The sequence below is a fragment of the Actinomyces sp. oral taxon 171 str. F0337 genome (assembly GCF_005696555.1).
Classification (GTDB): Bacteria; Actinomycetota; Actinomycetes; order Actinomycetales; family Actinomycetaceae; genus Actinomyces; species Actinomyces oris_E.
Window position 1 is genome coordinate 24,602 of sequence record NZ_CP040005.1, and the last position, 26,588, is coordinate 51,189.

General features: G+C 67.9%; 20 protein-coding genes. 12 read left to right on the forward strand and 8 right to left on the reverse strand.

Annotated elements, in window-relative coordinates; genetic code table 11:
- Positions 1-97 precede the first annotated feature (97 nt).
- Together FBF36_RS00125 and FBF36_RS00130 are read right to left on the reverse strand one after the other, a co-directional pair.
- Positions 98-3,514, reverse strand: coding sequence for a hypothetical protein (locus FBF36_RS00125; protein WP_009394021.1), 3,417 nt, complete (start codon positions 3,512-3,514; stop codon positions 98-100).
- Between the two features lie 148 nt (positions 3,515-3,662).
- The gene (locus FBF36_RS00130) at positions 3,663-5,039 is read right to left on the reverse strand and encodes an anaerobic C4-dicarboxylate transporter (protein ID WP_009394023.1); all 1,377 of its coding nucleotides are present in this window, start codon (positions 5,037-5,039) and stop codon (positions 3,663-3,665) included.
- Between the two features lie 510 nt (positions 5,040-5,549).
- Between FBF36_RS00130 and FBF36_RS00135 the strand changes: the two genes are divergently transcribed.
- From FBF36_RS00135 to rplI, 5 genes are all read left to right on the forward strand, one after another.
- On the forward strand, positions 5,550-8,099 hold the full coding sequence (locus FBF36_RS00135; protein ID WP_009394030.1) for a transglycosylase domain-containing protein: 2,550 nt from the start codon (positions 5,550-5,552) through the stop codon (positions 8,097-8,099).
- 262 nt (positions 8,100-8,361) lie between these two features.
- On the forward strand, positions 8,362-8,649 hold the full coding sequence (gene rpsF, locus FBF36_RS00140) for a 30S ribosomal protein S6 (RefSeq protein ID WP_009232745.1): 288 nt from the start codon (positions 8,362-8,364) through the stop codon (positions 8,647-8,649).
- A gap of 27 nt (positions 8,650-8,676) precedes the next feature.
- Positions 8,677-9,270, forward strand: coding sequence for a single-stranded DNA-binding protein (locus FBF36_RS00145; protein ID WP_009394032.1), 594 nt, complete (start codon positions 8,677-8,679; stop codon positions 9,268-9,270).
- Between the two features lie 87 nt (positions 9,271-9,357).
- Positions 9,358-9,594: a 30S ribosomal protein S18 gene (rpsR, locus tag FBF36_RS00150; RefSeq protein ID WP_003783656.1), complete on the forward strand. Its 237-nt coding sequence runs from the start codon at positions 9,358-9,360 to the stop codon at positions 9,592-9,594.
- Between the two features lie 15 nt (positions 9,595-9,609).
- On the forward strand, positions 9,610-10,065 hold the full coding sequence (rplI, locus tag FBF36_RS00155; protein WP_009394034.1) for a 50S ribosomal protein L9: 456 nt from the start codon (positions 9,610-9,612) through the stop codon (positions 10,063-10,065).
- 209 nt (positions 10,066-10,274) lie between these two features.
- Here rplI and FBF36_RS00160 read toward each other — a convergent pair whose 3' ends face one another.
- A complete protein-coding gene (locus tag FBF36_RS00160) occupies positions 10,275-11,702 on the reverse strand; it encodes an MATE family efflux transporter (RefSeq protein WP_009394036.1) in 1,428 nt (475 codons plus the stop codon).
- Between the two features lie 681 nt (positions 11,703-12,383).
- Here FBF36_RS00160 and dnaB point away from each other — a divergent pair.
- Entirely contained in the window at positions 12,384-13,808 is a 1,425-nt protein-coding gene (dnaB, locus tag FBF36_RS00165; RefSeq protein WP_009394040.1) for a replicative DNA helicase, read from the forward strand.
- A 434-nt stretch (positions 13,809-14,242) separates the two neighbouring features.
- Here the strand turns inward: dnaB and FBF36_RS00175 are convergent, their stop codons facing one another.
- Complete coding sequence (locus FBF36_RS00175) at positions 14,243-15,070, reverse strand: hydroxymethylpyrimidine/phosphomethylpyrimidine kinase (RefSeq protein ID WP_034491276.1); 828 nt, start codon at positions 15,068-15,070, stop codon at positions 14,243-14,245.
- A gap of 118 nt (positions 15,071-15,188) precedes the next feature.
- Here FBF36_RS00175 and FBF36_RS00180 point away from each other — a divergent pair, with 118 nt between their 5' ends.
- Positions 15,189-16,532: a Fic family protein gene (locus tag FBF36_RS00180; protein WP_009394055.1), complete on the forward strand. Its 1,344-nt coding sequence runs from the start codon at positions 15,189-15,191 to the stop codon at positions 16,530-16,532.
- 87 nt (positions 16,533-16,619) lie between these two features.
- Here the strand turns inward: FBF36_RS00180 and FBF36_RS00185 are convergent, their stop codons facing one another.
- Positions 16,620-17,231: an NAD(P)-dependent oxidoreductase gene (locus tag FBF36_RS00185; protein WP_009394057.1), complete on the reverse strand. Its 612-nt coding sequence runs from the start codon at positions 17,229-17,231 to the stop codon at positions 16,620-16,622.
- Between the two features lie 247 nt (positions 17,232-17,478).
- Between FBF36_RS00185 and FBF36_RS00190 the strand changes: the two genes are divergently transcribed.
- The 4 genes from FBF36_RS00190 (at position 17,479) to FBF36_RS00205 (ending at position 22,354) form a co-directional block, all read left to right on the forward strand.
- Positions 17,479-17,934 (forward strand): winged helix-turn-helix transcriptional regulator, encoded by a 456-nt coding sequence (locus FBF36_RS00190; RefSeq protein ID WP_034491285.1) that lies wholly within the window; start codon positions 17,479-17,481, stop codon positions 17,932-17,934.
- A 67-nt stretch (positions 17,935-18,001) separates the two neighbouring features.
- Positions 18,002-20,005, forward strand: coding sequence for an alpha-amylase family protein (locus FBF36_RS00195; protein WP_009394061.1), 2,004 nt, complete (start codon positions 18,002-18,004; stop codon positions 20,003-20,005).
- 61 nt (positions 20,006-20,066) lie between these two features.
- The gene (locus FBF36_RS00200; protein ID WP_269719375.1) at positions 20,067-21,521 is read left to right on the forward strand and encodes an L-serine ammonia-lyase; all 1,455 of its coding nucleotides are present in this window, start codon (positions 20,067-20,069) and stop codon (positions 21,519-21,521) included.
- 122 nt (positions 21,522-21,643) lie between these two features.
- On the forward strand, positions 21,644-22,354 hold the full coding sequence (locus tag FBF36_RS00205; RefSeq protein WP_138136931.1) for a hypothetical protein: 711 nt from the start codon (positions 21,644-21,646) through the stop codon (positions 22,352-22,354).
- 64 nt (positions 22,355-22,418) lie between these two features.
- Here FBF36_RS00205 and FBF36_RS13755 read toward each other — a convergent pair whose 3' ends face one another.
- Entirely contained in the window at positions 22,419-22,811 is a 393-nt protein-coding gene (locus FBF36_RS13755) for a MerR family transcriptional regulator (protein ID WP_087943955.1), read from the reverse strand.
- On the opposite strand from FBF36_RS13755, the gene FBF36_RS00215 reads away from it, so the two are divergent.
- The gene (locus FBF36_RS00215; protein ID WP_087943956.1) at positions 22,800-23,600 is read left to right on the forward strand and encodes an MBL fold metallo-hydrolase; all 801 of its coding nucleotides are present in this window, start codon (positions 22,800-22,802) and stop codon (positions 23,598-23,600) included. The two genes, FBF36_RS13755 and FBF36_RS00215, sit on opposite strands and share 12 nt — an antisense overlap.
- 101 nt (positions 23,601-23,701) lie before the next feature.
- Here FBF36_RS00215 and FBF36_RS00220 read toward each other — a convergent pair whose 3' ends face one another.
- On the reverse strand, positions 23,702-25,474 hold the full coding sequence (locus FBF36_RS00220) for a carbohydrate-binding domain-containing protein (protein ID WP_034491280.1): 1,773 nt from the start codon (positions 25,472-25,474) through the stop codon (positions 23,702-23,704).
- A 72-nt stretch (positions 25,475-25,546) separates the two neighbouring features.
- Entirely contained in the window at positions 25,547-26,548 is a 1,002-nt protein-coding gene (locus FBF36_RS00225; protein WP_138136933.1) for a polyphosphate polymerase domain-containing protein, read from the reverse strand.
- Positions 26,549-26,588 lie beyond the last annotated feature (40 nt).

Genomic DNA, 26,588 nt, shown 5'->3' on the forward strand with positions numbered 1-26,588 from the left:
ACAGGATTCCTGTTGCTCCACGCGCGCTCCGTTGCCGTCAGTGAGGCGGCGTGCGGCGGGCCGGCGGGAGGTCGGTGCCGGCCCGGCGCGACGCCGCTCAGGCCAGCGAGGGCTGGAGGCCGAGCGTGCCCACGAGGTGCTCGCGGTAGGCCGGGGAGCTGACCTTGTCCAGCCAGGCGCGGGCCTCAGCCAGGCGGCCCTCGATGTTCAGGCGCTCGACGACCTCCTCGTTGTTCTCCGCGGTGTAGAAGCGGGTGAGGTCCTCGATGGCCTGCTGGGCCTGGCGGGTGTCGCGGGCGACCTTGGCGTCCAGGCGCTCCGCGTACCACGACGAGCTCAGGATGTTCTCGCGCTCGAACATGGCGCGGAACTCCGGGCTCGTCAGGTCCCAGCCCTCGCGGGAGGTGCCGTCGATCATGATCTCCAGCAGGGCCCGCAGCGGCGGCACGGCCCACTCGATGGAGCCGTCGGCCCGGTAGTGCTCGGCCACCACCTTGTGGGTAGTGACGATGATGTCCACCGAGTCGGCGAAGACCGCCTCGTCCTGCAGCTCGGGACGCAGCATCTCCTCGGTGAAGACGACGTCGGGGTGCAGGAAGATGCGGCCGAAGAAGGTCGAGGCGAAGGCCTGGTTCATCCGGTAGCCCAGGCGCGAGGCCTGAACGGTGCGACCCTCGTACTCGAAGTCCTCGATGCGCTCGAGGTAGCCGCCCTCGACGAGACGGTGGGCATCCCGCTCCTCGGCGCTCATGCGGGAGAAGATCTCCGGGATGAGCAGCGAGATGTCGTGGGCCACCTGAACCTTCGGGCCGATGTATCCGGCCGAGGACAGCCAGCCGTCATAGCCGCTAAGGGCGTAGGACAGCAGGGCCGCGTTGAGGTCGTAAATGGCCGGCAGCGCGTTGAACGGCGACTTGGTCAGCGCCCCCTCACTGCCGGCGCCCGTCGTCGAGGGGGACTTGCCGGTCATGGAGGAGATGAACTCCATGAACAGCTCGGGCAGCTCCATGTAGTGCAGCGGGTTGTATGCGCACAGTGGCGGAACCCCGTCCTCGGGCGGGTTGTTGCGGCGCCCGGCGGCGACGACGTCGACGCTGTGGCGCAGCGGCTCGTTCAGGGGCACGTCGCGGAAGAGGTGGTTGGCCAGGTCCGCCAGCGCCACATCCTTCGGGTTGGCGATGTCGGGACGCACCTGGAGGTAGCGGGGGTTCTTAGTGGGAACTCCGTTGACCAGGCGCGGGTCGGCCGTGGAGACCCAGTAGGTCTCCTCGGTGGGGTCCTCGGCCTCGGGCAGGGCGGCGGCGCGGGCCACCAGGTCCTGCATGGGCCGGGTGAAGCGGGACAGGCCCGGGGCGTCGGCGGCCATCGCCCGGGCGTCGGCGGGCGTGAGCGGCTGGAAGTTCGAGATGAACAGGTCCGCCTGCGGATCCGACATGTCCGACTCGGTCTGCTTGTCGTAACCGCGCACGATCGCGTCGTCGGGCCGCTGGAAGAGCAGGGACTCGCAGTTGGTGACGAACTTGCGCGACAGCTCCGAGTCCGGGGTGGAGACCAGGCCGCCGGGGACCACGATCGAGGCGGTGATGTCGTCCTCGGTCTGGACCTTGGCCGCCGGCGAGAAGTCCGGGCGCAGGGACAGCAGGCGCCAGGCGCCGTCGTCCTCGAAGCCCACGCGAAGCATGTTGACCTTGATGACCTCACCGTCCAGGCGCAGGGAGTTGCCCGTGCGGCCGTTGATGATGCCCACGGAGAAGTGGCTGCGCCAGTCCTCGCCCCAGCTGGGCTGGTAGAAGCGCTTGACGGTGAAGATGAGCTCCTTGATGTGGGCCGGGATCGACTCCAGGAAGGCGTTGTACTCCTCGGTGTACAAGGGTGATGGCGTCAGCAGCTTGATGACGCTTCCCAGCGAGCGGCGCTCGGAGAGGATCGAGCGGTGGTTGTCGCTCTTGTTGGTCGGGTCGACGAAGCGGTCGGCGTAGTTGCCGTCGAGGATCGTCTGGACGGCGTCGAAGTCCTCGTCGACATCACCGACGTAGGCCTCACCGAAGACGAAGGCGTCCAGGAGGGACTTGGAGATCTCCGACTTGCCGCCGCCGGAGACGGTGGCCGGCTTGTGGGCCTGTGTGGACCAGGGGGCGGTGCCCACCAGGTGCCACTGGGTGGCGTCGCCCTCGCGGTGCTTGGCATGGACCCGGTAGCCGTTGGGGGCCACATAGGTGTTGCTCACCAGCAGCGGGATCGAGGCCTCCTGGCCGTCGGGGCCGGTCCAGGTGATCGTCTGGCTGCGCATGGAGTAGTGGGCGCCGGCGGGCACCAGCACCACGGTCGGGTCGTCGATGGCCACGGCGGAGCCGTCCTCGCGCCGCTCGAAGCGGCCGGGGTTGCGCTCGACGACGTGCTCGAGGGTCAGGCCCTCGGGCGTGTGGGTGTCGGTGTACTCCTGGCTCAGGTTGTAGCGCGGGTAGGCGACGGCGCCGCCGGCGTGCTCCTCCTCCACGCAGCCGAAGAGGTTGGCCGAGTACCCGATCTGGGTCTTGACCTCCTTCTTGCAGTAGCCGAAGTAGTTGTCCGCGATGACGGTGACGATGACACCGCGCTCGTCGCGGGCCACGCACTTGAAGGCCTTGCCGCCGTTGTAGAGCTCGGCCTCGTCCTTCCAGCACTGGCCGTCGCGGCGCTGACGCTCGGTGGCCTCCTCCCAGGAGGGCAGGCCCAGCTCCTTCTTGGTCAGGGTGGTCAGGTGCGGGGCGAGGATGACGCAGCCGGTGTGGCCGGTCCACGACTCCGGGGCCAGGGAAGAGTCGTTCTCCGGCAGGTAGGGGTCGCCGCCGTTGCCGAAGATGCCCTCGACGAAGTCCAGGTTGGAGACCAGGCCGCCGGGGGCGATGAAGCGGATCTCCATGGAGCGCTCGGCGGAGAAGCCGGGGACCTCGGGCACGACGACGGGGCGCAGCAGCAGGGACACGAAGCAGCGCGCCGGGTCCTCCTGCCGGGAGGCCCACGGCAGGGTCAGCAGGTCCTCGGGGGCCTCCACGGCGTGGGCCAGCAGGCGGGCGAAGACGTCGCGCGGGACGGCGATCTTGTCGTCGGGGATCGGCAGGCCGCCCTCGGCGACGTGGAAGACGCCGGCGGTGGTGCGGCGGTCATTGCGGGGATTGTGCAGGACGCCGCCGAGCACCTGGTAGCTCTCGACGTAGTCGGAGGTGAAGCTGGTGGAGTCCGCCGGCAGGGACAGTGCCCGTGCCAGGCCCGGCTGGTCCAGGACGAAGGTGGAGCGGGGCAGCCTCGGGGTGGCGGCCGCGCCCTTCAGGTAGGAGTCGAGGAAGGTCTGGATGCGCTGGTCAGCGGCACAGGGTCGGTGGGCCAGGCGGCGGGAGAGCTCGCGCTGGCGAGCCAGGATCGGGGACATGAGACGGTCCGCCTCGCTCTGCTTGACCTGTGCCGGGGCGGCGATCCCCAGCAGCTCCAAACGCAGGGCGATGGCGGACGTGGTGGCCGCGTCTGTCGTTGTCATGGCACGAGCCTAGACAGACGCGACGACACGGTCCTGTTACGTTCTGCCCAGAAGGACGGCTTCAGTGGTGTGTTCGACGTCGCACCTGCCGGCCGGGTCGCTCACTGTCCGCGCCGACCGGCAGGGCCCGTCGAGTGCTGTCGAGTGCTCAGGACAGGAGCATCTGGGACAGTGCGGTGCCCACGATGCAGGAGGTGAGGACTCCGATGAGCCCGGGCACCAGGAAGGAGTGGTTGATGACGTACTTGCCGATGCGCGTGGTGCCGGTGGGGTCGAAGCCGATCGCTGCCAGGTCCGAGGGGTAGGTGGGCAGGATGAAGTACCCGTAGGAGGCGCCGATGAACCCGACGACGATGACCGGGCTCACTCCGAGCGACAGGGCCATGGGGGCGACGATGAGCAGGCCGGCCGCCTGGGAGTTCACCAGCTTGCCGATGATGAACAGGACGATGGCGTACATCCACACGTGATGGGACAGCACGCCCGAGAGGCTGTGCTCCAGGCTCTCCAGGTGGGCGTGGACGACCGTCTCGGTCATCCAGGCGACCCCGAAGATGGAGAACATGGCGGTGGCCCCGGCCTTGAACACGGCGGTGGAGGCGATCTTGCCGGCCTGCACCTTGCAGGTCAGCAGGATGAGGGCCCCGGCGGCGAGCATGACCATCTGGATGACCAGGTTCATGCTCAGGCGCTCCAGGGCGCCGTCGTCGCCCGTGGGGAACTGGGGACGCAGCACCTCGAAGGCGCCCAGGACGACGACGGCGGCGATGGCGCCCAGGAAGATCCAGGTGGCGCGGTAGGCCTCGGGTGGGAACACCTTGCCGATGAGGGTCTCGGAGCTGGAGTGGACGGTGGCGCGGAACTCCGGGTTCTCCAGGCGCTTCTGGTACTCCTCGTCCTTGTCCAGGTCCTTGCCCCGCCGCATCGACCATAGGGAGGCAAGGAGCACCCCGCACAACGACGCGGGGATGGAGATCGCCAGGATCTGGAGGACTGACCAGTGCCGGTCGGTGTTCTTGGCGATGATGGAGACGATCGAGACCGTGGCGACCGAGACCGGCGAGGCTGTGATGCCCATCTGGGCGGCGACCGAGGAGGCGGCCATGGGGCGTTCGGGTCGGATGTCCTTCTTGATGGCGATGTCCGCGATGATCGGGAGCATCGTGTAGACGACGTGGCCGGTTCCGCACAGGACGGTGAGGAACCAGGTGACGCACGGCCCCAGGATGGTGATCTGCTCGGGATGTCGGCGCAGGACCCGTTCGGCCACCTGCATCATGACGTCCAGGCCGCCGGACTGCTGGAGGGTGGCGGCGCACCCGATGACGGCCAGGATGGTGAGGATGACGTCGACAGGGGCCTCGCCCGGCTCCAGGCGGAAGCCGAAGACGAGGATCAGCAGCCCGATCCCGGCGATGAGACCGAGGGCGATCCCGCCCTTCTTCGCCCCAATGATGAGGCAGGCGAGGATGATGACGACTTGAAGGATGATGCTGAGGGTCTGAAGGGCTGAGCTGGCGTCCATGGCGGATCTCCACGGTTGGGTGGGACGGGTGAGGGGCGGTGCTCCTCGAGCACCTCGAGCAGGCGAGGAGCCGATGCGTGAAACTGACCACCTGTCAGGGCTCCGCCCAGTGTCTCAACAGCGGTCGGGGACCATTGTCCTGGTTGATATCGGCTGTTTTCGGAGTGCTTCGTTGCCGTCTGGGCGCGAACTCACATTCCGGCTCCCGCTGCGCTATCACCGGCCCCCAAAGCGCATGAGTGCACTGTTCAGGGCGATTTAGGTGACATCCAGATAACGTGAGTCGGTGGCGTCATGGTTGGTTCCCAGGTCCGCATCGCTACCATCACGGCCCTCTGTTCCCCCATACTGGACGTATATCGGTGCCCGATATGGCTTGTCCGCAGCGATCCCTCCCGATCGCCGTCGGCGTCCGAGTCGGCGCCGGCAGCCAACATCGGTCATGATGAGGACCTCAGCGTCGCAACCGGAGCGTTATCCCCCGCGCCGTCGCGACACCCAGTCATCTCCATGACAGTCAACCGAAACGAGGAGCGCGTGGCAGAAGGCACGAATGGGAGCGGACCCAGCCGCCCCCTCGGCAACAAGCTGACCCAGGTGGCCGGCGCCGGTCGACAGGCCCTGGGCAGGGTCTCTGGGGCTGGTAAGAAGCCCGGAAAGGAGCGCAAGCGGTCGAAGGCCGAGCGCTCCAAGGACGCCGCGTCGGGGCGCAAGCGCCGTTTCTTCAACTATCCCCGCGCCGGTAAGGGCAAGATTCATCGCTGGATCCCCAGCTGGCGTTTCGTCCTGGGTGTCTTCCTGCTGGGTGTACTCAGCACCATCGGCGCCTTCATGTGGGCCTACAACACTGTCAAGGTGCCCAAGCCCAGCGAGTTCGCGCTGGCTCAGAGCAGCACGGTCTACTACGCCGACGGAACCAGTGAGTTGGGGAAGTTTGCTGAGATCAACCGGCAGTCCGTGGACGCCTCCACCCTGCCGGACTACGTGGGCAACTCGGTGGTGGCCTCTGAGGACCGCTCCTTCTACTCCAACAAGGGCGTCGACCCCAAGGGCATCGCGCGCGCCCTGTTCAACAACCTGCGTGGAGGCGATACCCAGGGCGCCTCGACCCTGACGCAGCAGTACGTGAAGAACTACTACGTCGACACCACGAGCTCCTACTCCGGTAAGTTCAAGCAGGCCATCATGGCCATCAAGATCGACCGGGAGAAGCCCAAGAAGGAGATCCTGGGCGACTACCTCAACACGGTCTACTACGGCCGTGGCGCCTACGGCATCGAGGCGGCCTCACAGGCCTTCTTCAAAAAGCCTGCCAAGGATATGAGCCCTTCAGAGGCCGCGCTCCTGGCGGGAATCCTGCCGTCCCCCAGCGCCTGGGACCCGGCCGAGAACCCGGACAAGGCCCAGGAGCGGTGGGGGCGAGTCCTGCAGTTCATGCTCGACGACGGCTACATCACCCAGGCCCAGTACAACGAGGCCAAGCAGACGGGAATGCCGAAGACGAAGGAGCCCCAGACCAAGCAGGTCTACTCCGGCACCAACGGCTACCTGCTCCAAATGGTGCGCTCCGAGCTTGAGAGCAAGGCCAAGCTCTCACCGGAGCAGATCGACACCGGTGGATTCAAGATCGTCACCACGATCAACGAGAAGGACCAGGTGGCCGCGGTCAACGCGGTCAACTCCCTGCCTCCCGGTGCCTCCCCGAACCTGCACAAGGCACTGGTGTCCATCGATCCCAAGACGGGCGGTCTGCTGGCGCTCTACGGGGGTGATAACTACCTGGTCAACCAGGTCAACACCTCAACCGATGCCATCGCCCAGGCCGGCTCAACCTTCAAGCCCTTCGCACTGGTGGCCGCCCTGGACAACGGGTGGTCCTTGGAAAGCGGTTATCCGGCCACCTCGCCGATGACCATTGAGGGACATGAGTTCCAGAACTTCAAGAACGTCTCCCTGAAGTGGGCCAGCCTCACCCAGGCCACGGAGCAGTCGCTCAACACCCCCTACCTCCAGCTCAATCAGGAGCTCATGAATGCCGACGACATTGAGGAGGGGATCACGGCCAAGGTGGCGAACCGCGCCGGCTACCCGGAGAACACCGAGGGGTTGAAGACCCCGGAGCAGCGGGCTCTCGTCCAGAACGTCCTCGGGTCGGCTTCCCCGCACACGATCGACATCGCCACGGCGTACTCCACCTTCGCCTCGCAGGGCATCCGGCGCGACACCCACATCGTGGCCTCTCTCAAGAACCCCGACGGCAAGAACCGCTACACGGCGGACACCAAGGGTCATCGAGAGTTCGATGAGGACGTCATGGCAGACACGACCTACGCCCTCCAGCAGGTCGTCAACGGCGAGAACGGCAGCGCGAACAAGGTGGCCGAGCTGGAACGCCCGGTTGCCGCGAAGACCGGATCGTCGTCGGACAACAAGTCCGCTCAGTTCGTGGGCTTCACGCCACAGGTGGTGACCGCGGTCACCCTCTACCAGTCCGGAGCGGACGGCTCGGAGGAGTCGATCGAGCCGTGGGGCGAATACGACGAGATCACCGGCTCGACCTATCCGGCGGACATCTTCATCAACTACATGTCGGACGCCCACGAGGGGCTTGAGGTCGAGGAGTTCCCGCCGGCCGCCCAGCTCCTTGCCACCCGTGGAGGAACGATCCCTCAGACCGCCAAACCCACCGCTGAGCCGGAGGATGAGGCGACTGCGACTCCCACTGCTCCTCCCGAGGCGACTGCGGCCCCCACGCCGCAGCCCACCACCGAGCCGACGCCGCAGGGCACCCCTCAGCCTGAGGGGCAGAAGACCGACCGACCGGAACCCACTGATGACTCGGATGGGAAGCCAGGCGACAACGGTGGAAACCAAGGCGGCAACAATGGAGACCAAGGCGGTGGAAACCAAGGCGGTGGAAACCAAGGCGGTGGAGACCAAGGCGGCAACAATGGAAACCAAGGCGGCGGTGGTGACGCTGGCGGCGGGGGTGGCCCCGGCGGCGGGGGTGGCCCCGGCGGCGGCAACAACAACCGCAACAACCAGGGCGGTGTCGGCTAGCGCCCCACCACCCCGCGGTGGCTGACCCCCGTCCTCCCGCGGGCACCTGACGGTGGGCCGACGACGTGTTGCACGGCACGTCGTCGGCCCACCGTCTCGGCTTTCAGGGCCGATGGGTTGTCCGGTAATGTGGCGAACTGGCTGCGCCGTCGGGCGGAAGGCGGAGTGAAGCCTGTTTCCGCCGGATGGTGCGCCGCACGCATCACCCTCCTGTCACGGAAGGACCGTGACCGCCACAGACCAGAGGAGGTGGGTACCAAGCATGCGTCACTACGAGATCATGATCATCCTCGACCCCGAGACGGACGAGCGCACCGCCAACGCGACGCTCGAGAAGCTGCTGCAGGTCGTCCCCAGCAACGGGGGCACCGTGGACAAGGTCGACATCTGGGGCAAGCGCCGGCTGGCCTACGACATCAAGAAGAAGTCCGAGGGCTTCTACGTCGTCGTGGACATGACCACCACGCCCGAGATCGCCCAGGAGCTCGACCGCCAGCTCGGCCTCAACGAGACCGTTCTGCGCACCAAGCTGCTGCGTCCCGAGGCCTGAGCCTCTACCGGGAACGGAGACAACGCCATGGCCGGAGACACCATCATCACCGTCGTCGGGAACCTCACCGCGGACCCCGAGATGCGCTTCACGCCCTCCGGGGCAGCGGTGGCCTCCTTCACGGTCGCCTCCACGCCGCGCACCTTCGACCGCCAGGCCGGTGAGTGGAAGGACGGGGAGACCCTGTTCATGCGCTGCTCGATCTGGCGCGACGCCGCGGAGAACGTGGCCGAGTCGCTGACCAAGGGCACGCGCGTCATCGTCCAGGGCCGGCTGGTCCAGCGCTCCTACACCACCCGTGAGGGCGAGAACCGCACGGTGGTGGAGATGCAGGTCGATGAGATCGGCCCCTCCCTGCGCTACGCCAAGGCTCAGGTCACCCGCCAGCCGCGCGGTGGCGGTCAGGGTGGCTTCGGCGGAGGTCAGGGCGGCGGCTTCGGCGGCAACCAGGGCGGTCAGGGCGGATACAACCAGGGCGGTCCCCAGCAGGGCGGCTACAACGGCGGTGGCGGCTTCGGCGGCCAGGGCCAGTCCGGGTACAACGCCCCCGCCGGCGGCGCCGCGGACGACCCGTGGGCCACGGGCGGCTCCACCTCCTTCGGTGACGAGCCCCCGTTCTAAAGGTCGCCACGACGTCGACCCGTTCCCTCACACACAACACTTTTCATCTCGTAGAGCGCCCAGGCGCTCAGACCAAGGAGTACCACCATGGCGAAGCCCCAACTTCGCAAGCCGAAGAAGAAGGTCAGCCCCGTCAAGGCCATCAAGGTCGGCACTATCGACTACAAGGACACCGCCACGCTGCGGAAGTTCATCTCCGACCGCGGCAAGATCCGCGCCCGTCGCGTCACCGGTGTCTCCGTCCAGGAGCAGCGCAAGATCGCCAAGGCCGTGAAGAACGCCCGCGAGATGGCTCTGCTGCCCTACTCGAGCTCGGCTCGCTGATCGGAGGCACGCGCAATGACCACCAAGCTCATTCTCACGCACGACGTCTCGCACCTCGGCTCCGCCGGCGAGGTCGTGGAGGTCAAGGACGGCTACGCCCGTAACTACCTCCTGCCCCGCAAGCTGGCCACCCCGTGGACCAAGGGCGCCCAGCGCCAGATCGACCAGATGGCCGAGGCGCGCCGCAAGCGCTCCATCGAGTCCCTCGAGCACGCCCAGACCGCTCGCGCCTGGCTGCAGGAGAACGTCGTGACCGTCTCCGCCACCGCCGGTGACAACGGCCGCCTCTTCGGCGCCGTGACCACCGCGACCCTGGCCGACGCCGTCAAGGCCGCCGGCGGCCCCGCCGTCGACCGCCGCAAGATCCAGGTCGTGCCGCCGATCAAGTCGACCGGTCGTCACAGCGCCTCCGTGCGACTGCACACCGACGTCGTGGCCCCCCTCGAGGTCAACGTCGTTCCCGCGCGCTGAGCGCCGGGCATCCTTCAGCCGTCGGGTCGGGTCCTCCGCGCGGGGACTCCGGCCCGACGGCGTTGTGCTGGCCGGCTGTCCGGTTCGTAGGGTAGAGCGTGCGTTCGTACCCTCTACCCCTCGAACACGCGACATAAGGTACGAACGCGCAGGGACAGGTGGGGGACAGGCGGGGGACAGGCGGTGCGGCGAACGCGGTGAGGGGCCGATCAGTGGCGCCAGGCGGTGCCGCGGGCCCGCAGGTAGGTGGTGGCGCCGCGGGCGGTCATGAAGACCCAGGCGAAGGCGACCCACAGCATCACCAGACCCGATGTCGCCCCGTCAGACCCCGGCAGCACGCCGCCCCCGATGAGCAGCGCGAGCGGCACGTAGGGCACCAGCGTCACCAGGCCCGCTCGGGCCAGGTAGCGGCCGTCACCGGCGCCCATGAGCACGCCGTCGAGCAGGAAGACGACTCCGGCGAGTGGCTGCGCGCTCGCCGCGACCAGGAGTGTCGGGGTCGCGGCCGCGATGACGCCCGCGTCGGAGGTGAAGGCACGGGGCAACCAGGCGGCGCCCACCGCCATGAGCGTCCCGATGAGCGCACCCGTCCCGGCGCCCCAGGCCAGCATCCGTCGCAAGAGCTCATCAATGGACCAGCCGGCGGTCGCCGCAGCAGTCCCGGCCTCTTCCTCGGTGAGGGCCTCAGCGTCCGGTACGGCCGAGTCCGCGTCCTCCCTTTGCGCCTGTCCCAGAGCGGTGCCGATCAGGGCCTGCGCCGCCACGGCCAGCGCATCCAGGGCGAAGGCCGCGAAGGTCCACAGGGCGTTGACCACCTGGTGGGCGGCCAGCGACACCTCCCCGAGCGCCGTCGCCGCCCACACGGTGGCCAGGATCGCCACCCGCAGGCTCAGTGAGCGGATGAGCAGCGGCGTTCCACTGCCCAAAGAGGCCCGAAGGCCCTCACGGCGGGGGAGCAGGCCCACGCCGGCGGCCCGGGCCTCCCGGGCGATCGGACCGGCCAGCGCCAGCGCCATGGCCGTCTGCGCGATCGCGGTGCCGGCGCCCGAGCCCGCGATCCCCATCCCGACGCCGTAGAGCAGGATCGCGTTGACGACGATGTTGAAGACCGCCCCTCCCGTGGCCACGACGAAGGGCGTGCGCGTATCCAGCAGGCCGCGCAGCACGCCGGTGGCCGCCAGGACGACGAACATCCCGGGCAGTCCCGGGCAGGAGGCGCGCAGGTAGGCCACGGCCGCCTGAGCCACCGCACCATCGGCACCCATCGCCTCGGTCAGCCAGGGAGCGGCCAGTCCCAGAAGCGCCCCTGCAGCCAGCCCCAGCAGGAGCGCCAGCCACATCCCGTCGACGCCGGCCCGCAGCCCCTCGGCGCGCCGGCCGGCCCCGAACAGTCTCGCTGTCGTCGCCGTGGTGGCGTAGGCCAGGAAGACGAACAGACCCACCGTGGTTGTCAGGATCGTTGAGGCCAGTGACAGGCCCGCCAGGCTCACCGCGCCGAGGTGGCCGACCATTGCCGAGTCCGCCAGGACGAAAAGCGGTTCGGCGATGAGGGCGCCCAGTGCCGGCACGGCCAGGGACAGGACCTGGCGGTTGAGACCGGTGGAGGCGGAGCTGCTGGTGTCGGGCACGGCCTCCATTGTGGACCAGGGACCGCGTCAGATCATCAGCGCCTCGGCAGTGCTCACGGGCAGGTTGAGAATGAGGTTGAGGATGAGGTCGCAAGGGGTGTGACGTGGACGTGACTGAGCCTACTGATCGCCCGAATTTTCCTGGGAGATCGCACAACTATTCGCCACCAAGGAAAATACTAGAAGGCTGAATATTTGCTGGAGATATGCCTGATGAAGCCGTTGCTTGGCCGAGACGGTGGGGTCTGGGGATAACCGGCGCGGACCGCCCTGTAGGGGAGCCACAAACAGCGTGGACCTCAAGTCGAACGTGATGTTTGTCCACAGGTTTACCCACTTGTCCACAGATCACATTGTGATGTCGTGGGAAGAGCCTATGGGAAACCTGAACCGTCGTATCGCTGTCATGCCAACGAAAGGTCGCTCAGTGTCGGAGTGCTGGCGACAGGTGCACACATCTGTGTCCACAGCGTATCCGCCTCTGTCCCCAGGCTCTGGGGGTCTTCCCACAGCGGTGGTGCGGATATCCCCAAGGCGGGTGAACTTGAGAGTTTGCGGGGCCTGCCCGATGGCGTTATCGTCACGCGCGCGCTCCACGCGGGCGAGCGTCTCTCCTGACGCGGCGGGCCGTCGTCGGGAGCAGCAGGACGAGCCGGGACCAACCGGCGTGACAGTGCGGAAGGTGGCCGGATGGACAACGGCATGGGCGCTCAGGCCGGCTCGGGCAGCGCCGACGGCGGAAGCGTCCGCACCGACAGCTCCGCCTTCGACCGCCTCCCGCCCCAGGATCTCGAGGCCGAGATGGCCACGCTCGGCGGCATGCTCCTGAGCAAGGAGGCCATCACCGACGTCATCGACGTCCTGCGCGGCCCGGAGTTCTACCGCTCGGCCCACGAGTCGATCTTCGACGCGATCGTCGAGGTCTACAACCGCTCCGAGCCCGCCGACCCGCTCATCGTCGCCGACGAGCTCTCCAAGCGCGGCGAGCTCGAACGCATCGGCGGCGCCCCCTACCTGGCCACTCTCATGGCCACCGTCCCCACCGCAGCCAACGCCGGCTACTACGCCCGCATCGTCAAGGACAAGGCGCTCATGCGCGGCCTGGTCCAGGCCGGCACCCGCATCACCCAGCTGGGGTACTCCACCGACGCCGGCGACATCGCCGAGCTCGTCACCCTGGCCGAGGCCGAGGTCTACTCGGTGGCCCACCACGAGGGGGAGAAGGAGGACTACGTCGCCGTCTCCGAGCTCCTGGGGGAGGCCAACCTGGAGATCGAGGCCGCCCAGAACCGCGACAACGGGGCCCTGACCGGGGTGCCCACCGACTTCATCGAGCTCGACGAGCTCACCGGCGGGCTCCACCCCGGCCAGATGATCATCGTGGCCGCGCGCCCCGCCATGGGGAAGTCCACGCTCGCCGTCGACTTCTGCCGCTCGGCGTCGATCCACCACGGCATCACCAGCTGCTACTTCTCCCTGGAGATGGGGCGCATGGAGCTCATGATGCGCATCCTGGCCGCCGAGTCCAGCGTCGACATGAACAAGCTGCGCGGCTCGCGCCAGATGGAGGACCGCGACTGGACCGACGTCGCCGTGGCCTACAACCCCGTCTCCAACGCGCCGCTGTTCATCGACGACTCGCCCAACCTCACCATGCCGGAGATCCGCTCCAAGGCGTTGCGCATGAAGCAGCAGCACAACCTGGGGCTCATGGTCATCGACTACCTCCAGCTCATGAGCTCGGGTAAGCGCGTCGAGTCGCGTCAGCAGGAGGTCTCCGAGTTCTCCCGATCCCTCAAGCTGCTGGCCAAGGAGCTGGAGATCCCGGTCATCGCCGTGGCCCAGCTCAACCGCGGTCCCGAGCAGCGCACCGGCAACAAGCCCCAGATGAGCGACCTGCGCGAGTCCGGATCGCTGGAGCAGGACGCGGACATCATCATCCTGCTGCACCGCCCGGAGTACTACAACAACGAGGAGCGCCCCGGCGAGGCCGACATCATCGTGGCCAAGCACCGCAACGGGCAGACACGCACCATCCCGGTGGCCTTCCAGGGGCACGTGTCGCGCTTCGCCAACATGGCCCGTGACGTCACCCCCGAGCCCGCCTACGAGTAGACCGGCTCAGCAGGAGTCGGTGCCGGTAGGCGGACCGTGCGCAGGCGCAGGACGCCCACGGCCCAGCTCATGAGGGGACCAAGCGCACCTCCTGGCCCTCGATGATTGTGAAAACCGCCGTGGAGAAGGTCCGCCAACAGGCCCGTTGTGCGGCAAACCTCGGTGTGCCCGGTTCGCTCGGGCCGATCTGTCACAGATGGCGACTTTTAGGTGCGTCGGTGCTGCTTCACGCTGGTGGGACGGGGGTATCTGTGCAGGTCAGGTCGGTGCGGGTGGGTCGGTGGCCGCAGCCGTCCGCTTGAAAAGTCGCCAGGAGTGACAAAAACGAGCGTGGATAATGCACATCCGCCGCCGACGGAGCTGGAGACCGTCGGCGGCGGATGGTGAGGCGGGAAGATCGGTGAGGAACCGGGAGGCGCCTCGGTGGCGAGGCCTCAGGCCGGCCGGTACTCGCCCTGGTAGACGTAGAGGAAGGGCATGTTGCCGCGCAGCCCGTGCCGGATGGAGGAGGAGACGACCTCCTTGGCGGTGACGGCGGCCTCGAGTGGGACGGCGCCCTTGGCGAGCTCGGCGGTCACCGCGGCGGCCAGGGTGCAGCCGGCGCCGTGGACGCGCTCGGTGCCCACGGCCTCAACCTCGAGGACCTCCAAGGTGGTGCCGTCGTAGAAGACGTCCAGGGCGGTGCCGGTGCCCAACGACGGGCCGGCCTTGGCCAGGACATTGGGGACGCCCTGGTCGTGGATGCGCTTGGCGGCGTCCTTGAGCTGCTCGACGGTGGTGATCTCCTCCATGCCCGCCAGGGTGGCGGCCTCGAAGAGGTTGGGGGTGGTCATCGTGGCGCGCGGCAGGATCTTGGTGCGCAGGGCGTTGTCCACCTCGAGGGCGCCCCCGAACTCCTGGCCCTTGCAGATGAGGACCGGGTCGAGCACCACGGTGGGGAAGTCGTAGGTCTCCAGGGCCTGCTCGACGACGTCGATGGTGGGTGCGGTGCCCAGCATGCCGATCTTGACGGCGTCGACGCGCGAGTGGACGGCGGCGCAGGTCTCGATCTGGTCGGCGATGACGCCGGGGTCCACCGGGACGAAGCGGTGGTTCCAGCCGTCCTTGGGGTCCATGGAGACGATGCAGGTCAGGGCCGTGCAGCCGAAGACGCCGAGGGTGTGGAAGGTCTTGAGGTCGGTCTGGGCGCCGGCGCCGCCCGAGGCCTCGGAGCCGGCGATGGTCAGGGCAATCGGAGGTTGGGGCTTGTCGACTATAGTCATAGGAAGAAGCGTGCCCATGTGTGGGGCCCAGCGCAAACATGGTGCCCACAACTGTCAGTAACTGCTAATTTGGGCTAGATTAGCAATAAGTGACAGGTCGGCAGTGAGGATCTGTGTCATGAAGGTTCCTGTTCCACCGCCAGCGGCCCTGGAGGTGCTTCTGGCTAGACTGGCTAAAGACGGCCGCCTGACTGAGGTGCTCGTGTCGCCGTCGACAGCGGCGGACACCGACTATGACCCCTGGGAGTGGTTCTTTCGCCACGATCCTCCAGCTGGCCTCACACGCGAGGAGTGGTGGGTGGCCGTGCGGCTGCGCCGAACCCAGGCCGCCCGGCCCACTCCGTTCACGATGAAGGACGGGACCCGGCTCACTTACAACCTGCCAGACCCGCTCCTGCGCGCCATCGATGACGTGTCCGCGCGAGCGCGGGGGCAGGTCGAGCTGCCCGAGCCCATCGCCAACGCCGCGACGCGAGATCGCTACCTCGTGCGCTCCCTCATCGAGGAGGCGATGACGTCCTCGCAACTGGAGGGGGCCTCGACCTCTCGGGTACGGGCCAAGCAGATGCTGAGGGAGGACCGGGCCCCCCGTGACCGCAGCGAGCAAATGATCCTCAACAACTACAGCGCGATGCAGCGTGTCATCGAGCTCAGGGACGAACGGCTGACGCCAGAGCTTGTATGTGAGATCCACCGGATCGTCACAGACGGCACGCTCGACGACCCCGCTGACGCAGGTCGACTTCAGCGCCCGGGGGAGTTGAGAGTCCGCATCTACGGCACCCAGACCGAGGAACAGGTCCTTCATGTCCCACCCCCGGCCGAGACCCTGCCTGAACGACTTGAGACTCTCTGCGGCTTTGCGAACGACGTCGACCGGTCTGACGGCACAGTCCCCTACATGCCGCCGCTCCTGCGCGCGCTCACGCTGCACTTCATGATGGGCTACGACCACTACTTCGCAGACGGCAACGGGCGAACATCGCGGGCCGTCTTCTACTGGTCGATGCTCCGCCAGGGCTTCTTCCTCACAGAATTCCTGTCGATCTCGCGCCTGCTGCGCAAGGCCCCCGCCAGGTACGCGCGCGGCTTCCTGCTCACCGAGCAGGACGAAGGGGACCTCACGCACTTCTTCCTGGCTCAGGCACGGGTCGTGGTACAGGCGATCGACGAGCTCGATGCCTACCTGGCACGCAAGACCGGCCAGCTGCGCGAAGCCACCCGGCTCCTGCGTAACCTCGGACTCAACCACCGGCAGGTCGCGCTTGTCGAGACCTTCCTTCGCGATCCCTCCGGCAGCGTGACTGTGGAGGCGCACCGAACGTCCCATGGTGTCGTCCCGCAGACAGCCCGCACGGACCTGCAGGACCTCGAGCATCGGGGTCTGCTCACCAGTGCCAAGCAAGGGCGAAAGGTCATGTGGTTTCCTGCTCGCGACCTGGCTCAGCAGGTCGGCGCCTAGCGTGCACCGCGCAGGGGGTGCCGGCCAAGCCGGGCCGGTCGTATGGAACCGGCCCGGCTCGGCGGTGCGCTGTGAGCGGCCGCGGGTTCAGGCGTTGGCGATGGTCCAGCGGTGGCCGCGGTGCGCGTCCTTCTCAGCCTCGTCCACCAGGGCGACGGCGAAGTCGGCCACGGAGATCTCGCTGCCTGTGGGCTGGTCGCCGCCCTCGGTGTAGGTGCCGGTGCGCGGCTTGTCGGTGAACTCCGGGGCGGGGGAGAGCAGGGTCCAGTTCAGGGCGCTGCCGGCCTCGCGGTAGAGGTCGAGGACCTCGGCGAAGGCCAGGGCCTCTGTCTTGTACTCCTCGGGGAATCCGGGGGTGTCCACCAGACGGGTGCCGTCGGGCGTGAGCAGGGAGCCGGCGCCGCCGACGACGATGAGCCGACCGGTAGGGGCGGCGGCGATGAGGGCCCGGTGAGCGTCGATGACGGGCTGGGCGGACTCTCCGCGACCGGCGGAGACCGTGATGACGGTGGCGTCGGAGCTGTTGATGAGGTCGACCACGGCCTGCGTGTCGGCCAGGGTGAGGGTGACGTCCTGCGTAGCGCCCTCGGCGTGACGGCCCGAGCGTGAGGCGGAGACGACCTCGTGGCCGCGGCCGGCGGCCTCGGTGACGGTGGCCGAGCCGACCATTCCGGTTCCTCCGATGACAGTGATCTTCATGAGTCTTCCTCCCAGTGGGTGCGATGCTGCTCCGAGGTGAGTGCGCCGGGTGCCGGCCACCTCGCGATGACTCGATGGTATGATTTGGATACTGAGTACCTCAAAGTAACTAAGGGAGTGTGTTGTGTCACGGACTGAGGGGCTGATGGCTGAGCGTCGGAAGGCGGCTCAAGGCGGCGCCAGCAGTGCGAGGAGCGCCGGCACCGGCTCTGCTCGCGGCACCGACACCGCGGGCGTGGAGGGTGCGATGGAGCTTTCCCCAGGCGAGTCGAGAGAGGATATTCCTCGGGAGAGCGCCCCATGCTGTGCGGCTCCGGCCGGGGAGGGATCCCGGACGGCGGTCTTCGACTTCGACATCCTCTCTCCCGCCTGCCCGTCGCGCACGGTACTGCGCCACGTCGTCGACCGCTGGACGCCGCTGGTGGTGACGGTCCTGGCCGAGGGACCGAGCCGCTTCGGCGAGCTGCGCTCGCGGGTCGGCGGGGTGACCCCCAAGGTCCTCACCCAGACGCTGCGATCCATGGAGCGCGACGGCCTGGTGACGCGCACTCAACTACCGGGTGTGCCGCCGCGCGTCGACTACGAGCTGACCGACCTGGGCCGCAGCCTCCAGGCGCCCATCGACGCACTGCGCACCTGGATCCACACCCACTCCGCTCAAATCCTGGCCCATCGCGAGTCCTACGACGCCGTCGGGTCCTGATGCCCCGGCCGACGGGAGAATGAGGAAATCAGTACCGCGGTGGCGTCGAATCGGGGACCATGGATTCATGAGCGCCACCGCCCCACTCCCCGCCTCCCTCAACGACATCGTCTTCCACGTCCTGGACCCGCTTGAGGCCGTCGAGCGGGACATCTTCCTCACGCGCGCCGAGGCCTGGTACCCCGACCTCCTCGACGGGCTCACTACCCTCTACGGCGACGCCGCCGAGGAGGAGGCCCTCAACCTGCTGGCCCTGGCCGCCCGGGCCTACGCGGAGCGCGACTACGAGCTGCGCCGCCTGGACCTGGCTCGCACCCTTGACCCCACCTGGGCCCAGCACCCCGGCCGCGTCGGCTACGCCGCCTACACCGAGCGCTTCGCCGGCACCCTGCGCGGCGTGGAGGACCGCATCGACTACCTGCGCGAGCTGGGCGTCACCTACCTCCACCTCATGCCCCTGCTCACCCCGCGTCCCGGCGACTCCGACGGCGGCTACGCGGTGGCCGACTACCGCACCGTGCGCCCGGACCTGGGCACCATGGAGGACCTCGAGCACCTGGCCGGCGAGCTGCGCGCCGAGGGGATCTCCCTGGTGGTGGACCTCGTCCTCAACCACGTGGCCGTCGAGCACGAGTGGGCGGCGCGAGCGCGCGCAGGCGAGCAGCACTACCGCGACTACTTCCTCATCTTCCCCGACCGCACCGAGCCCGACGCCTACGAACGCACCCTGCCGGAGGTCTTCCCCGACTTCGCCCCCGGCAACTTCACCTGGGACGACGGCGTGGGCGGTTGGGTATGGACCACCTTCAACTCCTTCCAGTGGGACCTCAACTGGCGCAACCCCCGCGTCATGGCCGAGTTCGCCGGTATCGTCCTGGACCTGGCCAACCGCGGCGTCGAGGTGCTGCGCCTGGACGCCATCGCCTTCACCATCAAGCGCAAGGGCACCGACTGCCAGGGCCAGCCCGAGGTCCACGCCATCACCGAGGTCCTGCGCGCCCTGACCCGCATCGCCTGCCCCGCGGTCGACCTCAAGGCCGAGGCGATCGTCGCCCCCACCGAGCTCCTCCAGTACCTCGGACAGGGCAAGTACACCGGCAAGGTCTCCGACCTGGCCTACCACAACTCCCTCATGGTCCAGGTCTGGTCCATGCTCGCCGCGCGCGACACGACGCTGGCCGTCGAGGCCCTCCAGAACCTGCCGGTCGAGCCCTCCACCGCCACCTGGATTACCTACCTGCGCTGCCACGACGACATCGGCTGGGCCATCGACGACGACGACGCGGCCGCCGTGGGTCTGTCCGGCTACGACCACCGGTCCTTCCTGGCCGACTGGTACAGCGGCGAGTACCCCACCTCCGACGCCGCAGGCCTCGTCTTCCAGCACAACCCGGCCACCGGGGACCGGCGCATCGCCGGGACGGCCGCCTCACTCATCGGGATCGAGGCCGCCACCGAGGCTTGGGAGGGCATCACCGACGAGACTCCCGAGCACGAGATCGAGTCGCTGCGGACCTGGCGCGAGGAACGGATCCACGCCCTGCGCATGGCCCACGCCATCGTCTACGGGTGGGGCGGCATCCCCGTCCTGTGGAGCGGCGACGAGCTCGCCCAGCCCAACGACCCCAACTGGGACACCGAGCCCGGCCATGAGACCGACTCGCGCTGGGCCGGGCGCCCCCGCCTCGACGAGGCCCGGCTGGCCAACCGGCGCGACCGCTCCACCGTCGAGGGGCGCGTCTTCACTGACCTGGCGTATATGGCGCGGGTGCGTGCCGGCCTGCCGCAACTCGACGCCGCCGTGCGCACCCAGGTCCAGGACGTCGACGACCCCGGGGTGCTGGTGACCTACCGCGACCACCCGCGCGGCAGTTTTGTGGGCGTGTACAACGTGACGCCGCAGTGGCGGTCGGTGGCTGCCGACCAGCTGGCCCGACTCGGGGTCATGGGGGCCACCGACGTCCTGACCGACACGGTCCCCTTCGGGTCCACGTCACTGGACGGGGCGGGGGAGGGGCGCGTGCCCGTGCCGCCCTACGCCGCCTGGTGGCTGGTGCGCCCCACGGACTGAGACGGACCAAGGTCCCGGCACGGAGTTGGGTCCCGGGCGCCGGACATGCATCATTAAGGACGTGACCCGCCGCAGCCTCTCCTCCTCCCACACCGTGGGTCCCATGCGTGCCGGTCGGGCCTTCAGCCGTGCCCTGGCCGAGGCGGTCCGCCCGGGCGGTGCGGGGGCATCCGACGGCGAGTGCGACTCACCTGCCCTCGGCGCCGGCCTGACGCAGCCCACCCGCGTCACCGTCGAGCTCTACGGCTCCCTCGGCGCCACAGGCCGCGGGCACGCCACCGACCGCGCCGCCGTCATGGGCCTGGCCGGCTACGAGCCCGAGACCGTCCCCGCCGTCGTGTGCGAGTCCCTCATGGAGGAGGCCGAGGCCGCCGGCGAGCTGGTGGTCGCCGGCGTCGGCCCCGTCCCCTTCAGCCCGAGTGCCGACATCCACTTCCTGCCCGGGCGGGTCCTGCCCTACCACGTCAACGGCATGACCCTGATCGCCTACTGCGCCAGCGGCGCCGAGATCCTGCGCCGCACCTACTACTCCGTGGGCGGCGGCTTCGTCATGGAGGACGTCGGCGCGCCCGGGGCCCCGTCGATCCAGGCCCTGGCGACCGCCTCCGCCACCCAGGTCCACGCCACTCCCGCGCCCTTCCCCTTCACCACCTCGGCCGCGATGCTGGCGATCTGCGAGCGCGAGGGCCTGAGCGTCTCCGACGTCGTCCTGGCCAACGAGCTCTCCGCCCGCAGCCGCGAGGAGGTCATGGCCTACCTGGACCGCCTGCGCGCCACGATGCGCGCCTGCATCGAGGCCGGCGTGAACGCCGAGGGCATCCTGCCTGGCGGACTCGGTGTGCGCCGACGCGCCAAGGCCCTCCACGAGCGGCTGCGCGCCCAGTCGAGTGGCCCGGGTGCCGCCTTCACCATGGCCGACCCCCTGCGCGGCATGGACTGGGTGGACCTGTTCGCGCTCGCGGTCAACGAGGAGAACGCCGCTGGGCGCCACGTCGTCACCGCCCCCACCAACGGCGCGGCCGGCATCGTCCCGGCGGTCCTGGCCTACTACGAGCGCTTCATCCCCGGGGCCGACGACGACGGCGCCCGCCGCTTTCTGCTCGCCGCCACCGCCGTGGGCGGGCTCATCAAGACCAACGCCTCGATCGCGGGGGCCGAGGTGGGCTGCCAGGGGGAGGTCGGGTCGGCCTCCTCGATGGCGGCCGCCGGCCTGGCTGAGGCCCTGGGCGGGACGCCGGCCCAGGTGGAGAACGCCGCTGAGATCGCCATGGAGCACAACCTGGGGCTCACCTGCGACCCGGTGGGCGGGCTCGTCCAGATCCCCTGCATCGAGCGCAACGCGGTGGCCGCGGTCAAGGCCATCAACGCCGCACGCATGGCCCTGTGGGGCGAGGGACGGCACGCCGTCAGCCTCGACACCGTCATTGAGACGATGCGCCAGACCGGCGAGGACATGCTCGCCAAGTACAAGGAGACCTCCCGCGGCGGCCTGGCCGTCAACGTCGTGGAGTGCTGAGGAGTGCATCTCTATGTTTGACAACACGGATTGACGCGGCCAGTCAGGCGGTCCTTGAGTGTGACTCAACTATTCCGGAGTACGGTGCAGAACGTAAGTCTAAACAACTGAGATGTCAGTGCATGGGAAACTTCAACTACATTCTTATAGCCATTGCTGTTGCTGTCGGCCCCGCGGTGAGAGTGTATTTAGGGCGCAGAAACTCGAAACGATACTCGGTCTCCACTGAGGGTGCCGTGAGGGTGCGAGCCCCGAGGTTCCCGTTAATTGCCGTTATCATCCTAGCGCCCGTAGGGATTGCTTTAAATGTCGTTGGGGTGTTCTGTCTGTGGTTTTCTATTCAGGCCTGGATATATTCGCAGGATACCTCTCTGTTCTCATATGAAGACACTGCCTGGGTCTTCTTGTTGGCTCTGATGTCCCTCGCCGGCGGCATCTTCCTGTCATCTTTGTCGTATCTCATGATCATGTCTCTGAAAAATGAGTATGTCGAGACGGGAATTGATTACGTTGAGAAGCGCGGACGGCTTGGTAAGGTCACTCGGGTATTTTTTCAAGAAATTTCCTCGTACGATTATGACGTGGATTCCGAGGGAGGTGTGTTGACGGTCGGGGCGGCGGACGGTCGCGAGATCTCGTTTGAGGTGGACTATTATCGCGGCGATTATGTGATGGCTGCCATCGCAATTCGGAAAGCTAACGGTCGTTGGTTCGATCCGACTGATGAAACCGTCCATCAACGACTTGTTCAGATCGCTTCTGACGGGACGGCAAGGCGCTATATCAAAGCGCATCCGCGCGATGATGATCTGAGCGTGTCATGCGGCTCCTAGCGTCGCGCCGGGATTGACTGGCGCTATCTTGGGGTGGTGCGCATGTTTCTGACCTGCATCCCCTTCACACACTGTATGGGCAGGAGGTGTTGGGGGATGTGCGCATGGCGCCGTCGACGAGACCGATGGCGCGAGTGAGCCGCTCGCGCTGGTTGGAGAGTGCCAACCGATGATCGTTCAGCAGGGCCTTGCGCTCCTGTGCGCTTGCTCGGATGAAGCGTCTGATTTGTTCCAGGGTGAACCCCGCCTCCTGCGCGCGTCGCACCGCTGCGGCCCGGCTGAGTTCTTCAGGGCGATACCGACGGTGCCCGAGGGAGTCTCTCGCAGGCTTCAGGATCCCCTCATCCTCCCAGTGCCGTAGAACGTGTGCTGCGATTCCTGTCTCACGAGCCACGTCGCCGATCCGCTTGCCTTGAGGTCGGCCTGAAGGGGGAGTCTGGTTGTCATGACGATTCATCACCTCAACTGTGGCACACTCCACCCACCGAGCCAACTTCTTGTGAATGGTCGAGGAAGTCTGACCGCTCCTGCGACACTCGTATGTCACTGCCTTGTGGTACAGACGGGAAAGTACTGGACCCTTGTCGATGCAGGTCTGGGATCCGCCGACCTACGCAATCCCCGCGATCGCTTGGGCGATACCTTTCTGCGCAGAGTCCGCCCCGCCCTCAACCCCGCAGAACCCGCGATCACGCAGGTTCAGGCACTCGGCATCGATACGCACGACGTGAGGAGTATCGTCCTGACCCATCACGATGTCGATCATGTGGGAGGTATTGCAGACTTCCCTTGGGCGAGCGTCTACGCGTCACGTGCTCAGATGGACCTCATCATTCCCGCGCTGCGCAAGGATATGGTGCGCAGGCTTCACCCTGTCCAGTGGTCGCATGCACCGCAGTGGAAGCCTGTCACATTGTCGGAGACATGGCGTTCGCGCCCCTCTTTCAGGCTCAACGACAGCCTGAGCCTGGTGGCACTTGATGGGCATATTGAGGGGCACTGCGCAGTCGTCATTGACCGGGAGAACAAGCCCCCTCTTATTCATGCCGGCGATGCGGTGATGGACGTCAAGACCGAGCTCTTCGGTGGACGTGCTCCTCTGGGGCTCAGGGCCTTCCAGCACATGACGCGGACTGATGCTCGAGCATGGCGGGAGTCAAGAGCCTGGCTCAAGGAATGCGTGGAGGACGGGATTGATGTCATCTGCGCTCACGAGCCGCATCCGCGTCTTTCCGGAGCTCGTTGACCTCGGATCCTGCGTCGACACGTCGAGATGAAGACCTGCGACGATGCAAGGGGGGGCCGCAGCGTTGCGCTGCGGCCCCCCACTTCAGTGTCCAGACCGGGTCAGCTGCTCTGGGCGGTGCTGGACTGGTTGTTCGACTGGCTGTTCTGGTTGCCGGACTGCTGCCCGTTGGACTGCTGGCCCTGCCCGCCGCCGGGCTGACCGCCCTGGCCGCCCTGTCCTCCCTGACCACCATCCATGGGACCGCCCATGCCGGCCGACAGCGCCGAGGCCGTCCCCGTGGCCGAGCCGCCCGACGACGTCGCCACCGTGTACTGCTGACCCTCCGTGAGCCCCAGCACCGTGATCGCCTCAGCCGTGAAGTCCACCTTGACCGAGGCCACCTGCGACCCCGAGGCGTCCGTGACGGTGAGCGTGTCCCCCGCGCTCACCGACGGCGAGCCCGTCAGCCCCACGAGCTGGCTCTCACCGTTGGCGTCCACCGAGCCGTCCATCGCACCGGCCTGCCCCGAGACCACCACGATCCCGCCCTTGACATAGGCCGAGCCATTGGAGTCGATACCGTCGGAGGAGGCGTAGGAGACCTCCACCTCACCGCCGCTGATCGTGAGCACCGAGCCGTCGTCGGACTCGGAGTCGGCATTCTCGTGGCCCTCGATGACGTGGTCGCCGTTGGAGGCGTTGATGCCGTCGTCGCCGGCCGCGATGGACAGCTCCCCGCCGGCCACGTTGACGAACGGTGCCTGCAGCCCCTCGTCGGCCGCGTTGACGGTGACCTTCCCGGAGTCCTGCGTGTAGCTCACCCCGGCGTTGATGCCCTTGGGTGAGGGCGTCGAGGAGTCCGCCGTCGACTCCTGCCCGGGCGGGGCCTGCTCCTCAACGGTGGCGTTCGCCTGGCCGCCGCCGGCCGTGATCGTCAGGGTCGTGTCCTTCACGGTGACGTCCGTGGTCGCCGAGATCGCGTCGTCGGTGGAGGTCAGCGTGATGCTCGCCTTGCCCAGGGAGATGAAGCCCTTCGTCTCATCATCGCCCTCACTGGACTTCAGGGCGTCGCCGCCTGCCTCCGCCGTCAGCGTCCCGGACTCCACCACCAGGTAGTCCTTGCCGCGCAGGCCGTCGTCGGCGGCCTTAACCTTGATGGTGGCGTTCCCGGTGATGATGAGGCCGTTCTTGGAGGAGATGCCGTCCTTGTAGGAGCCGGTGACGTCCAGCTGGCCGGTCCCGGTGACGGTGAGGGTGTCGGAGGAGAACAGGGCCGCGGTGGCCTCCTGCCCCGAGGCGTAGCTCGCGCCGTCGCTCAGCGTGTTCTTGGAGTCCTTGGCCAGGACCACGATCGCCTTGCCGGCGTCCTGGATGTCGATGGCCGGCCCGTCCGAGCTCGTGATGCTCGCGCCCTTGAGGACCAGGCGCACATCGGCCTTGGGGGCGTTGACGACGATCCGCCCGTTGCTGAGCTCACCGCTGAGGACGTAGGTGCCGCCGCCGCTGATGGTGACGGTGCCCCCGTCGACCTTCACAGTGCTCGACGCCGACCCGCTGGCCGAGGCCGACGACCCCGACAACGTGATCGTGGTGGCCGACGACGTGTCCGTGGTCCCGGCGTCGTCCGCAGAGCTCGAGGCGTCCTCCACCGGGGCGTTGGCGCCCAGGATGTCGGAGACGCTCGCGCCGGTCGACGCCGTGGCGACAGCTGAGGAGATCGTCGTCCACGTCGTGTCCGACTCACTCGAGCTCGAGGCGCTGGCGTTGCCGGAGGCCGAGGAGGTCGAGCAGCCGGCCGCCAGGGCGATCGCGGCCAGGAGCGCGACGGCTCCGGTCGCGCGACGGCGGAGTCGGTTCAGGGGCTTGGTCGTCATCGTCTTGGTGGTCTTCATGGTTTCTGGGCCTTTTCTTCTCGTGGTCTTCTCGGGTCCGGTATCGGATCGTGGGTGGTCTGGGTGCGGCGCTCAAGCGGCGCTTGCGGTGGTGCGGGTGGCGCCGATGCTCTCCAGGCTGGAGCGGTCGGTGCCGAACAGGTCGGCGAGCTCGTGGGTCAGGGTCCGGTACCACCGGTTGGCGGGCAGCTCGGGGTGGAGCAGCGCCATGCCGGTGGCGTACTTCGAGATGCGGGTGGGGCGGTGACCGGCGTCCCACAGGGCGCGGTCCGCAGGTGAGGGGGTGGCCGGGTTCTTCGTCTCGACGACGGCGACGCCCGTCACCGCTACCGGCTCGCCGTCGTCGATGGCGGCGGCCAGGTGGGCCGGGCGCAGGGCCTGCGGAGCCCCGGCGCCGGCGGCGGCCCTCGTGCGGGCCCCGGGCGTCAGGCGTCGCCAGGTCAGGGCAGTGTCAATGGTGGCCCGGGCCTCGGCGTCAGGCAGGTGCAGGGTGGTGCGCTCATAGGTGGTGGCCAGCACCGGCCGCAGCGCGGCGGCGATCTCCCGGGCCGCGGCCGGACCAGTGACCCCCGTGCTCGCCAGGCAGGCGGCCACGAAGGAGCGGCCCGGGCCGGTGAGGCGGGAGGCGTCGTCGGGGTGGTAGCCCATGCGCCGCTTGACGGTGGTGCCGCGCGCGCCGCGGGTCTTGACCTCCAGGAAGCACAGGCCGGTATCCAGGTAGGTGCGGGTGCGCACCTTGAAGCGCCGACGCCGCTTGCGGGCCGCGAGCATGAAGGCCTCCAGCCCCGGGGTGTCGAAGTAGGTCGAGGCGTAGGAGAACCGGCGCCGTCCATCGATGTCCAGGACCCGGGCCTCGGAGGTGAGGCCGCCCACGAGCTCTTGCGCACGTTCCAGCGGCACCAGGTACTTGCGGTCCACCCGGGTGAGCAGGCCGGCGGCGCTGTTGAGCTCGGCGAGGCTGGTCGAGGCCAGGTGGTCGGTGCTCAAGGGGGCCGACGTCGGAGCCTGGGACCCAGCGGAGGAAGCGGCCGGGAAGCTTCTCTCAGTTGTCATCGAGGTCTTCGTGGTCATCATCGGGGTCCTTGTCTGTCCTGTCGGATTCGTTCGGGCCGCC